The following is a 10,975-nucleotide window of genomic DNA, read 5'->3' on the forward strand; positions in this document are numbered from 1 at the left end:
GAAAGACCCTGTGGCCGGGGGCCGGTCAGCGGGTGGGGCCCGGTGCCATACTGACGCCGCCAAGATCGTCCGGGCGCTCACGGACGTCTCTCTTCCGGCCACCCCCACTGCGCTGCACCAAGGAGCAACCGGCCCATGAACACCCCCGGCGACGACTACCACGCACTGCTCGCGCGGCACGACGCGATGCGGCTGCGCCGACGCATCCTGGCCCCGGCCGACACCCGTACGGACCGGTGGACCGCCGAGGCCCCCCGGGCCTACGACGGCACCGCCGACCAGTTGCTGATCAGCGACGCGCTGCCGCTGGTGGCCCCGATGGAGGACCTGATCGCGGACCTGTACCGGGTCCTCTTCGAGCGGCACCCCTATCTGAGGGCGCTGTTCCCCGAGTCGATGGCGTTCCAGCAGGACCACCTCGCGTCGATCTTCCACTACCTGATCGGCAACCTGCACCACACGGACGAGCTGATCCGCGTCTTCGGCCAGCTGGGCCGCGACCACCGCAAGCTCGGAGTGCGTCCGGCGCAGTTCGGGGCGTTCGAGGAGGCGCTCATCGAGGCGCTGCGGCTGCGGGCCGGGATCCGGTGGACCGGTGCGCTGGAGGACGCCTGGCTGCGGATGCTGCACCTGGCGGTCTCGGCGATGGTCAGGGGCGCCGACGAGGCGATCTCCGAGCCGCCCAGCTGGGAGGCGACGGTGACCTCGCACGAGCTGCGCGCCCCCGGCCTCGCGGTGCTGCGGGTACGGCCGCACCAGCCGTACACCTTCGCGGCCGGGCAGTACGCCTCCCTGGAGTCTCCGCTGCTGGAGCAGGCCTGGCGCCCCTACTACCTGGCCCGCGCACCGCACCCGGACGGCGAGCTGGAGTTCCACGTACGGGCCCGGGGCGCCGGCGGGGTGAGCGACGCGCTGGTGCACGGGACGCGGACGGGCGGCACTGTGCGCCTCGGTGCGCCGCGCGGTGCGCTGGCCCTGCCGGACCATCTGCTCTCGGCCGATCTGCTGCTGATCGCCTCCGGCACGGGCTGGGCCCCGATGAAGGCGCTGCTCCAGCGGATCGACGCCGACCGCTCCGGTGTGCACCGGGTACGGCTGCTGCTGGGGCACGGCGGTCCGGGAAGTGCGGGCGAGGAGATGTACGACGCGGCGGGCCTGGAGGCCTTCCGGCGCAACCGGCCCTGGCTGACCGTCGTCACGGCGGACGCCGGGGGCGCCCGGTTCGAGGACACCGGGGCGCGGTCCCCGGCCCGGCAGCACGCCTTCGTGGCCCTCTCCCCCGAGGCCGCCGGGACCACCGGGGCCGGACCGGAGCAGGAGGTCGTCGCCCGGCTGGCCGCCGCCGGAATTCCGCAGACGCACCTTCATCTCGACACCGCCGGCCGGGGAACGGTCACAGGAAGGTCCGCCAGTACGACCAGAACCGGACTGCTATCAGCATGACGACGCACAGGCACCACGTCACCGGCACCACCAGCGGGAACTCCAGCACCGCCGCCACCAGGGCGCGCGGTGCGGGCAGTACCCCGTGGCGCAGGTTGTGCATCGTGATGTGCCAGAACATGAAGATCGTGACCGCCCATACGAGCATGCACCACAGGCACAGGGCGCCGATCTCGAACAGGGCCTGCGTCATCAGCCACATGCAGAAGCCGACGCCGAGCAGGGTGCCGAGGTTCAGCCCGAGCCAGTACCAGCGCCGGTAGCGGGCACCGGCGAGCAGCCCCGCGCCGGTGCCCAGCACCACGGCGAAGCCGATCAGCCCGATGAGCGGGTTGGGGAAGCCGAAGACCGACGCCTGGTCGCTGGTCATCACGCTGGTGCAGGACAGCACGGGGCTGAGCGAGCAGCCGGGGACGAAGCCGGGGTCGACGAGAAGTTCGATCTTGTCGACCGTGATGACGAACGAGGCGAGCAGCCCGAGCGCGGCGGTGACGATCAGCAGCCAGCCCAATCCCCGCCGCGCTCCGGCGCACTCCCGGTCGTGTCCGGCCTGGTCGTGGTCGGCCTCGTGATGTCCGGCCAGGTCGTGGCCGGTGTCGTCGCGACCGGTTTCGTCGTGCCCGGTTTCGTCGTGACCGGCCTCACCGGCGGTGGCACGGCACAGGCCTCCCGCCGCCCGTTGCGCCCGGGGGTCGCGTTCCGACAGCTTCACCGCCGCCCCCGTACCGAACCGGCCGGCCAGACGACCTCCACGGCGATGCCGCGGGCCCGCGCGAAGGCGACCAGGTGCGCGGTGGCGTCCCCGCCGTCCGACGGCGATCCGTCCCACACCGCGAGCACCGTCCGGCAGGTCGCCACCAGCCGCTCGTCCGCACCGACGCACGCGTCCCGGTCGCCCGGGTCGAAGGCGAGCAGCCGTACCTGCTCGGCCAGCACCAGGAGTTCACCCGCGGCGGAGCGGTCCGGCTCCGGCAGCGGAGCGGGCACCGTGCCCTGGGACGGCAGCAGCACCGTCAGCTTCCGGCCCGCCTCCCGGGCGGCCCGTCCGAACACCAGCGGCAGCCCCGCCCCAGCCCGCACCAGGGCGGCGGCACCCTCCGCCAATCGGTCCAGCCGCGTTCTCAGTTCGGCTTCCACCAGCTCCAGGGTTCGGCTGCCGAGGTCCCTGTGCCCGACGACTGCGATCACCATGCTTCCCTCCCGCGCGCACCAGCGGCGTGCGATGCAACGCAGTGAACCCAGCGCGGCTGCTCCGCCACTAGGGCCGATCGGCCCTGGCCGGCGTTCCACCGGACACCATCCGCAGGGGACCCTCAGTACGCACGGTCCCGGGTCCGCGCCGCGCGCCGGGCTGATCGCCGGTCACCTCCGCGGCCTCGGCGCCGTCTTCCGGCACCGGAACACCTCGCGGCCCTCTGCGTGCCGGTGCTGCAGGTGCCGGTCACGCGCCGGACGGCCGGCTCCGCCGGAGCGGTCGTCCGCCGCCCGCGTCCGGGCGCGTCACCAGGCGACTTCGTCCGGATCGAAGCCCACGACGACGGCGGCGAGCCAGAAGAACATGACGAAGACCGCGCAGATGATCTGCCAGACGAGGTGAACGACGTCCGTGCCGGGCCTCGGGCCGAGGGCGGGGCGCACTGTGCTCTGCGGGTCGATGGTCATCAGGTACACCTTGCCGACCTCCAACTCCCTTCCCGTGGTGGACAGGTCACGCTGTCGGGGGACTCCCGGACAGGAGACGGCGTAGGAGTACACGGCGGGGCCGCCGTCCCCCGGGGTGGGCATGGCGGAGCCGGTCTCCTTCTGTATGAGGCCGTAGACCTCCCGGCCCCGGTCGTGCAGGGCGTTGGAGGTGAGGTACTCCATGTGTATCGAGCAGAAGAACATGGCCGCGATCGCGGCCAGCAGCCCCCAGGAGACCCCGATCTCGGCACCCCTGCGCGCGAACGCGACGGCGCAGCCCACGACGATTCCGGCCCCCACGATCAGGAAGAACCCCCACGCGCCGCTCCTGGTGTAGAGGGCGCGCCCGAGGAGCATGAGCAGCCACAGCGTCAGCAGCCCGACAGCGACCCCGACCACGACGCCCGCGCACAGCCGGCCACTCGGAACCCGTACGCGACGCCTGGACATGGACGGCCTCCTCCGCTTCCCCGACAAGCCGATCCGGCCCGCGCGGATCCCATGGACTCATGGTTTCCCGCCGCGAGTCCAGGTTTTATGAGCCGGGTCCGGCCGGGGCGGCGGCCCGCAGGACGAACGCGGCCGAGGGCTTCCGCTCGGGCCGGCGCCCCCACGTCGCTCCCCGGCCCGGCCCGAACGAAAGGTCCTAGTGTGTGGCGCGGACACCGACCAAGGAGCAGAGCAGTGCGGACAGAGCGTCACCAGGTGGACGGGGCGGCCGTGTCGGCTGCGCTGGAGGACTTCCCGAACCGCATCGGGGGACGGGTTCGGACCATGTCGAGGGCCGACCGGATGACCACCCACGCGTGGCGGATCCTCTCCGCGGAATTCCTCGACTACCTGGGCGCGCTCTCCGTCGAGTCGCCCGATCTGGCCACTCCGGAGGCCAGGGCCGTCCTGGAGGACGCCGCCGAGGCCGCGGCGGGCGCCGTCTCGTACGCCGGATACCACCCGCACTGCGGCTTCCAGGTCTTCCTGAAGTACGTGAACTTCGGCATGGACTACGAGCCGGGCGAGAATGCCCCCGCGGAGAGCGTCACGCCCGCGCAGTGGACCGGCGCGCTCTGTCTGGCGGTCCTCACGGACCAGACCGAATGGCACGGCGTGGCCTTCCACTTCGCCCGGCGGAAGTTCGCCGGGGCGGCGCGGGGAACACCCGCCGGAGAGCTGGCCACGGGGCTGACGGCCGTGGTTCTCGACCACACCGGCGACGACGAGGAGTGCCCGCCGAGCGCGCGGGCCAGGCTCGCCGCCGTCGACGCGGCCCTGGAACGCGTCCGGGTCCGTGCCGAGGAGACCGGCGACCCCCTCCCGGACCGGCGGGACGGTGCGGCGCTGCGTGCGCTGCGCGCCCTGGCCGCCGAGGACCGGGACGCCTTCGACGGCGCCCTGGCCGGGCTCCTGGCCGAGGAGCGCGCCCTGCACGGCCCTTCCGCCTCCCCTGCCACGCTGCTGCCTCTCGTCCCGAACGCCCTTGCCGCGTTCGCGTACCGGAGGCTGGGCTGGGTCCCGGCCGTGCGCACCGACTATCTTCCGCACGCGCTGGTCACCGGCTTCGAGACCGCGGGCCCGCGGGTCGCGGGGTTCGGCCGGGACCGGCGGCCGGACGCGGTCGCCGCGCTCGCCGCCGGCCCGCTGGTGGTGGATCGACCGGTCGGCGAACGGACGGTGACGCCGAAGGCGGCGGCCGCATGCGAGCGGCACGTCCGGGAGGCGTTCGCCTCCGAGGGCGGAAAACCCCTCTCCCTCCGGCGGCTCGGCGGTGTCATGGACGACCAGGAACGTCTCTTCAAGTGGCGTGCGAAGGACTCCGGCCGGGTGTCGGCCGCCCAGCTCGCCCATCTCCGGCTGGCGTCCCGGATCGGGGCGGCCCTGTTCCGCATCGCCCTCGCGGAGCCGGGCACCGAGACCGAGGTGACCGTCGACGGCCGCACCCTGCGCTACCGGGCCGAACGCGGCGAGCGGGCCGGCGCCATCTCGTGGCGGAAGGCCACCGCCTTCGCGCTCATATCCGGCGTACGCGAGGATCTCGCCCCGCTCATCCGCACCGGTCCCGCCTTCGCCCGGCCGGACCGCTCGGCCTTCCGCTGGTACCACGAAGCCCTTCACGCCCATCTCAAGGGCGCCGATCCCGTACCGGCCGTGCAACAGGCGCTGGAGCTGGACGAGAAGGCGAAGGACTGGGGCTTCCCCAAGCCGCCGACCGTGCTGCTGTCCCAGCTGGTGGAGGGCGACGAGGAGAGCTTCGATCTGGCTCTCGCCGACGCGCTCGAAGCCCACCGCGACCACTTCCGGGTCGCCGACCGGGCCGACAGCCCGGACGCCCACCTGAATCTCGACATCCTCGCCCTCGCCTGCCGGGCCCGCCGTCGGGGCTGGGCCGTCCGCGTCGAATCCCCGTACCTGCCACAGGATCTGCTGCGCGCCGCCGAACCCTTTCAGTGACGCCCGGCACCGTCCGACGGCCCGGCATACCATCACCCACCCGAGGAGACTTAGGTGAGGCTAAGCTAACTTCATGGACTCGGTGCGGGGCGGCGCGGTCGTCGTCAAGTTCGGCGGCAACGCCATGGTGGACACGGACCTTCAGCGGGCGTTCGCCCGGGACGTAGTGGAACTGCGGCGCGGCGGACTGCGCCCGGTCGTGGTGCACGGGGGCGGTCCGCAGATCAGCGCGATGCTCGGCCGGCTCGGCCTGGAGTCCCGCTTCGAGGCGGGGCTCCGGGTGACGACCCCGGAGGCCATGGACGTGGTGCGGATGGTGCTGAGCGGGCGCGTCCAGCGGGAGCTGGTCGGCCACATCAACGAACACGGCCCCTACGCCGTGGGGATGACCGGCGAGGACGCGCACACCCTGACGGCGGTGCGGCGACCGGCCTGGGTGGACGGCCGGCCGGTGGACATCGGGCTGGTCGGTGACGTCGTGGACGTGAACCCCGGCACGGTGCGCGCACTGCTGGACCGGGGCCACATCCCGGTGGTCTCCCCCGTGGCGCGCGGCGCGGACGGGCAGGTCTACAACGTCAACGCGGACCTCGCGGCCTCGGCGCTGGCGGTGGCCCTGGACGCCGAGCGGCTGGTGATACTCACCGACGTGGCGGGGCTGTACGCCGACTGGCCGCACAGCACCGAGGTGGTGGAGCGGCTGACGGCCGACACCCTGGCCGGACTGCTGCCGGGGCTGGCGAGCGGGATGCTGCCGAAGATGGAGGGCTGTCTGCGCGCGGTACGCGGCGGGGTGCGCGCGGCGCGGGTGCTGGACGGCCGGGTGCCGCACGCGGTACTGCGGAGCGTTCTCGACGGGGACGGCTCCGGCACCACCGTGATCCCCGACGGCGCCTGACCCGCCCCGGGTACGGTGTCCGGCCCGCGCACGGTACGGGCCGGACACCGTCGCGTTCAGAGCGGCCGGGCGAGAATCCGGGCGCCGCGGCGGGGGTCCAGGGACCTCGTCCAGGCCGGCGGCGCCAGGTGTGCGGCCGTGGGCGCGAAGCCGTGCCGGAGGAACAGCCTGCCGCTGCCGATGGTCGCCGTGAACAGGGCGTCGAGCGACCGGTCGCGCGCCCGGTCGAGCACGGCGCGCAGCAGTCCGGCGCCCACCCCGAACCCCTGACGGTGCCCGGCCACGCAGAAGTTGTAGACGACGCCCACCGGCCCCGACCCGCCCGGGTGCACCCGCAACCCCACGGCGCCCTCGACCGGGCCGCCGGAAGCCCGCACCACCAGGAACTCGTCGGCGTGGGCCGCGTAGAGCGAGACGGGCCGCTCGCGCAGCGCACCGGAGCGCGCGAACGGACCCGACAGCGCGGCCAGTTCGGCGGCGTCCTCCCGGCGGGCCGGCCGCACACCGGGCACCGTCGGCAGCGGTACGGACAGGGGGGCGGGGCAGGTGCCCGCGGCGGTCATGGCGCTCCCCACCGCTCTCAGCCGGCGGAGGCGGAGAGCGAACGGGGGCGCAGGTCCGTCCAGTTGGCCTCGATGTACTCCAGACAGGCCGCCCGGTCGCACTCGGCGAGGGCGACCGTCCACCCTCCGGGGACCTCGACGAAGGACGGCCAGAGCGAGTGCTGACCCTCCTCGTTCACCAGGACCAGGAAGCGGCCTTCGGGGTCGTCGAACGGGTTGGTGCTCATACTGTCGGTGCCTCCTCGGGCCCAACGGACCGCCGACGGCAGATTGCTGATGGTGCGTCGGACGGTGTACGGGGATGGAACGATCACATCTACTTAGGTTAGGCTCACCTAATGCAGGATGAGCCTAACTCCTCCCCCTCCCCCTCACAAGCGGCAGTTCGCGCCCCCGGTGAGTGCACACCCTTCGCCCCGTTCGGGCTGCCCGGCCCCATCGGCACCGACGCGTTCTGGGCGGCGGCGCGCACGCCCGTGTCGGTGCCGGACGGCGACGGCGGCTGGCGGACGCTGTTCCTGTGGCGCGGCCACGAGGCCGTCGTGGACTTCGAGAGCTGGTCACCCCCTCTCCCGCTGCGCCGCTGGGCCGGAACGGACTGCTGGTACGCCGAGGTCCGGATGCCCGCTCGGCTGCGGGTCACCTACCGCGTCCTCGCGGACGGCGCCGCCCACGCGGACCCGCTCAACCCGGCCGGGGCCGGGGCCGACCGGTCCCTCGCCACCACCCCGGACGCCCCGGCGCAGCCGCACTGGCCCGTCGTCGGCGCCGAGGACGTACCGCCCCTCCCCGGGACCCGGCTCCGCTGGACCGGCGGGCGCCTCGGCGGGCGGCGCACCGTGCGGGTGCATCCGGTGAACGGTGGCGGGCCGGTGGTGCTGCTGCTCGACGGGGACGACTGGCTGTATCTGCACCCCGCCATGACCGCGTTCGAGTCGGCCGCCGCCGCGGGCGCGATGCCGCCCGTCACCCTGGTCTTCCTGCCCGCCCGGGACCGCGAGGCGGAGTACGCCTGCCGTCCCGCTCTCTGGGAGGCGGTCCGCGACGAACTGCTGCCGCTCCTGGCCAAGTCCGGAGTCCCGGCCGATCCCGACCGGCTCGTCGTCGCCGGGCAGAGCCTGGGCGGGCTGAGCGCGCTGTACGCGGCGCTGGAGTTCCCCGGCCTGGTCCGGCGGATCGCCGTCCAGTCGGCCTCGCTGTGGTGGTCCCCCGGTGCTGCGGGGCTCCCGGACCCGTTGGGCGGGCCGCTCGGCGGCGCCCTCGCCGAGCGGCTGCGCGGGGTGACGGGGCTGTCCGGGCTGCGGTGCGCGTTCGACGTCGGGGAGCACGAGCCCCGGATGCTGCCGCACTGCGAACTGGTCGAGACCCTGACCGCGCGGGCCGGGGCGACAGTGCGGGTCTCCCGCTCGGCCTCGGCCCACGACCGGGCGGGCTGGCGTCACGCCCTGCTCCGGGACGTCGCCTGGGCCCTGGACGGGTGATTCCGGAGCCCCGGTCAGAGCCTGCGGCGCGACCGGTCGCCACCGTGGTCACTCCGCGAAGTGTGACCCGTCGGATCGCGGCCGACGGACTCTCACTCGATCTCATTCGGGTCGGCGGATTCCTGCCGCCCGGGCCGTGAGTGACGGATCCGTACGACGCCGTTGTCCAGGTCCACGCCAAGTGGCGGACCCTCGGCGGGGCGGACGTTCTTGCGGACCCTCTCCTGCTCCATCGCCCGCTTCACCGCTTGTGCTGCCGGAGAGAACTCCTCCGCCAGTGCCGCGCCACGCCCCTTCGTCCTGCGGTAGTAGATCCATCCGTGGCGCTCCGCCCACAGCAGAGCGCGATCCGCCAGGATCAGGCAGATACCGGCAGCGACGCCGACTGTCACCACAAGCAGAGTGCTTCTCATACCGCTGAAACGCAGCAACCCTCTACCGCGTTCCACGCTCCAGCCACAGGTACGGCTATACGGCGAGCCCAACTTCCGCTCATGCCATGCCATTTGGGAATTCCGAGAAGCATCGCCCCGAAGCGACACGGCCCTCTGACCAGCTCCGCCCGACCGCGGATCTCGCCGACCCGGCTGCGTCGTCACGCCGTGGGAGCACCGCACCCCGAGAGCGCCGGTCGTTGAGCGGCCCAACCCCTAAGGCAGCCCTCCGGGTGCGCTGGGGGATCCTCCCGATACCTCACAGCCGGACCGGACAGGGACTGTATGGGCATGACCTCAATGGCACGCAGAACCCGGCTGCTCTCCGTCCTCATCCCCTTCCTGCTGCTGTGCTACGGCGTGCTTCGTCTGATCGACGGCATGGACGGCGACCACGGCCCGGGGCCGGCCTGGAACCTCGGCCACACGTTCTTCCTCACCGCCTTTCTCCTGCTCGGTGCCTTCGTCGTGGAACTGCGCCGCCTCGTTCCCGCGGCCACCGTCCGGATGCGGACCGCCGCCGGTGCCGCCGTGGTCGCCGGGGTATTCGGCGCAGGCTGTTTCGTGTGGGTCATCCTCGGCGATCTGTTCTCCGGCCTGGCCGACTCCGCCCCGCTGCCCGACCTCCTCGAGTCGGCAGGCCCGCTCGCCTTCCAGCTCGGCCTGCTCACCCTGCTGATCATGCTGGCAGCCGTACGGCCCAGGCGGCTGCCCGTGTGGAGCCCGGCGCTCGTATTCGTGTCCTTCGCCCTGATCGCGGTCAGCCTCGACCTGATCCCGCTCGCGGCCGTCGGCCTCATGGCCGGCCTGGCACCGCTGGCCCGCAACCGCACACTCCGCACAGCGCCGTAGGCCCGCGTACCGCGCCGGCGCCCGGGGCGGTGTGGACCTGTCGGGGAACGCCGTCGGGTCCCCTTCCGGGAACCGGACCCGGCCGGTGCCGTGGTGATCAGATCGTTGCCGCCCCGCGTACAACCGCGAACAGCCCTCCCCTGTCACATAGTCGGCCGCGAGGACGTACCTCCGGTGCACTTGCGCCTGCGCGTTCGGCCCAGGCGCGGGAAAGAGGCGGGTCGGATGGCAGAAAAGACGTTGCGGAAAGTGGTGGTGGCCGGTGCGGCGACGGCCGTGTTCACCGGGATGGCGGCATCGGTGCCGGCCGGGGCGGCGGAGGGCGGGGTCGCCTTCTCCCGGGTCTCGGTGAACGGCGGGAAGGCAATCGTGGTCGGAGTCAAGGAGGAGGTCGAGGTGCATGCGACCTTCCGGATGACGACCAGGCTGAAGTACGGGTACGGGCCGACGGTGTTTCCCTACCGGGGCAAGCTCAGCAACATGGACACCATGCACACCGCGGTCGTCACCAGCGACTGCGAGGTCGTGGACCGCTCCAAGGGCATCTGCGACTTCGAGGAATGGATCTACATCGACCCGCGGAACAGCGACTTCGGGAACGAGGACGCCGGAACCTGGCGGACCGCCGCCCGGCTCTTCCTCGCCGGTGACGGCCAGGACGTCGATGACAAGAACCTTCCGTTGCAGCTCAAGCGGGCAACGCGCGTCACTGCCAACGCCTCGCCGGAGCCGGTCGCGAAGGGGAGGACCATCACCGTGACCGGGCGGGTCACCCGGGCGAACTGGGACACTCACACCTACCAGGGGTACGCGGGCCGGACGGTCAGCCTGCAGTTCAAGGCGGCGGGCGCCTCCTCGTACACGACGGTCAAGAAGGCGACGTCGGGCAGGACGGGGGCGCTCAGGACCACGGTGAAGGCCACCGTGCCGGGCACATGGCGGTGGACCTACTACGGGAACGCCACCTCCGGGGCGAAGTCGTCGGCCGGGGACCACGTCGCCGTACGGTAGGCGGCCCGCACCGGCCGCCTCGCCCCGCGGAAGCACTGTCGTCCGGACCCGGGTGCCCGGCGGGTCGCGGTGAGGCCGGGGCCATGAGGGGGCGTGCCGCGCGAGACCGTGCGCCGTTCCGCCGAGCGCCGGCCGGGAACACCGGGGCCCCGGTGTTCCCGGCCG

12 protein-coding genes are annotated in these 10,975 nt (G+C 73.0%); 6 read left to right on the plus strand and 6 right to left on the minus strand.

Annotated features, from left to right (window positions below):
- Positions 1–135: 135 nt before the first annotated feature.
- On the plus strand, positions 136–1,443 hold the full coding sequence (locus tag ACFCV8_RS10100) for a globin domain-containing protein (protein ID WP_376684826.1): 1,308 nt from the start codon (positions 136–138) through the stop codon (positions 1,441–1,443).
- Here the strand turns inward: ACFCV8_RS10100 and ACFCV8_RS10105 are convergent.
- The 3 genes from ACFCV8_RS10105 to ACFCV8_RS10115 all read right to left on the minus strand — a co-directional run bounded on the left by ACFCV8_RS10105 (position 1,394) and on the right by ACFCV8_RS10115 (position 3,576).
- Positions 1,394–2,026 (minus strand): vitamin K epoxide reductase family protein, encoded by a 633-nt coding sequence (locus ACFCV8_RS10105; RefSeq protein WP_376684841.1) that lies wholly within the window; start codon positions 2,024–2,026, stop codon positions 1,394–1,396. The two genes, ACFCV8_RS10100 and ACFCV8_RS10105, sit on opposite strands and share 50 nt — an antisense overlap.
- Before the next feature lie 125 nt (positions 2,027–2,151).
- Positions 2,152–2,631 (minus strand): hypothetical protein, encoded by a 480-nt coding sequence (locus ACFCV8_RS10110; RefSeq protein WP_376684842.1) that lies wholly within the window; start codon positions 2,629–2,631, stop codon positions 2,152–2,154.
- Between the two features lie 312 nt (positions 2,632–2,943).
- A complete protein-coding gene (locus ACFCV8_RS10115) occupies positions 2,944–3,576 on the minus strand; it encodes a hypothetical protein (RefSeq protein WP_376684827.1) in 633 nt (210 codons plus the stop codon).
- Between the two features lie 234 nt (positions 3,577–3,810).
- Between ACFCV8_RS10115 and ACFCV8_RS10120 the strand changes: the two genes are divergently transcribed.
- Together ACFCV8_RS10120 and argB are read left to right on the plus strand one after the other, a co-directional pair.
- On the plus strand, positions 3,811–5,571 hold the full coding sequence (locus ACFCV8_RS10120; RefSeq protein WP_376684828.1) for an Imm49 family immunity protein: 1,761 nt from the start codon (positions 3,811–3,813) through the stop codon (positions 5,569–5,571).
- Positions 5,572–5,644: 73 nt separating this feature from the next.
- The gene (argB, locus tag ACFCV8_RS10125) at positions 5,645–6,469 is read left to right on the plus strand and encodes an acetylglutamate kinase (RefSeq protein ID WP_376684829.1); all 825 of its coding nucleotides are present in this window, start codon (positions 5,645–5,647) and stop codon (positions 6,467–6,469) included.
- A gap of 56 nt (positions 6,470–6,525) precedes the next feature.
- Here the strand turns inward: argB and ACFCV8_RS10130 are convergent, their stop codons facing one another.
- Together ACFCV8_RS10130 and ACFCV8_RS10135 are read right to left on the minus strand one after the other, a co-directional pair.
- Positions 6,526–7,032, minus strand: coding sequence for a GNAT family N-acetyltransferase (locus tag ACFCV8_RS10130; RefSeq protein WP_376684830.1), 507 nt, complete (start codon positions 7,030–7,032; stop codon positions 6,526–6,528).
- A gap of 17 nt (positions 7,033–7,049) precedes the next feature.
- Positions 7,050–7,259 (minus strand): MbtH family protein, encoded by a 210-nt coding sequence (locus ACFCV8_RS10135; protein ID WP_376684831.1) that lies wholly within the window; start codon positions 7,257–7,259, stop codon positions 7,050–7,052.
- Positions 7,260–7,370: 111 nt separating this feature from the next.
- Here ACFCV8_RS10135 and ACFCV8_RS10140 point away from each other — a divergent pair, with 111 nt between their 5' ends.
- On the plus strand, positions 7,371–8,513 hold the full coding sequence (locus tag ACFCV8_RS10140) for an alpha/beta hydrolase-fold protein (protein WP_376684832.1): 1,143 nt from the start codon (positions 7,371–7,373) through the stop codon (positions 8,511–8,513).
- Positions 8,514–8,605: 92 nt separating this feature from the next.
- On the opposite strand, the gene ACFCV8_RS10145 is transcribed toward ACFCV8_RS10140, so the two are convergent.
- Entirely contained in the window at positions 8,606–8,905 is a 300-nt protein-coding gene (locus ACFCV8_RS10145; RefSeq protein WP_376684833.1) for a hypothetical protein, read from the minus strand.
- Positions 8,906–9,238: 333 nt separating this feature from the next.
- Between ACFCV8_RS10145 and ACFCV8_RS10150 the strand changes: the two genes are divergently transcribed.
- Both ACFCV8_RS10150 and ACFCV8_RS10155 read left to right on the plus strand, forming a co-directional pair.
- Complete coding sequence (locus ACFCV8_RS10150; RefSeq protein WP_376684834.1) at positions 9,239–9,799, plus strand: hypothetical protein; 561 nt, start codon at positions 9,239–9,241, stop codon at positions 9,797–9,799.
- Positions 9,800–10,024: 225 nt separating this feature from the next.
- The gene (locus ACFCV8_RS10155) at positions 10,025–10,810 is read left to right on the plus strand and encodes a hypothetical protein (RefSeq protein ID WP_376684835.1); all 786 of its coding nucleotides are present in this window, start codon (positions 10,025–10,027) and stop codon (positions 10,808–10,810) included.
- Positions 10,811–10,975: the final 165 nt, after the last annotated feature.

Origin of the sequence: Streptomyces sp. NPDC056347 (assembly GCF_042262625.1) — a bacterium.
Lineage (GTDB): Bacteria > Actinomycetota > Actinomycetes > Streptomycetales > Streptomycetaceae > Streptomyces.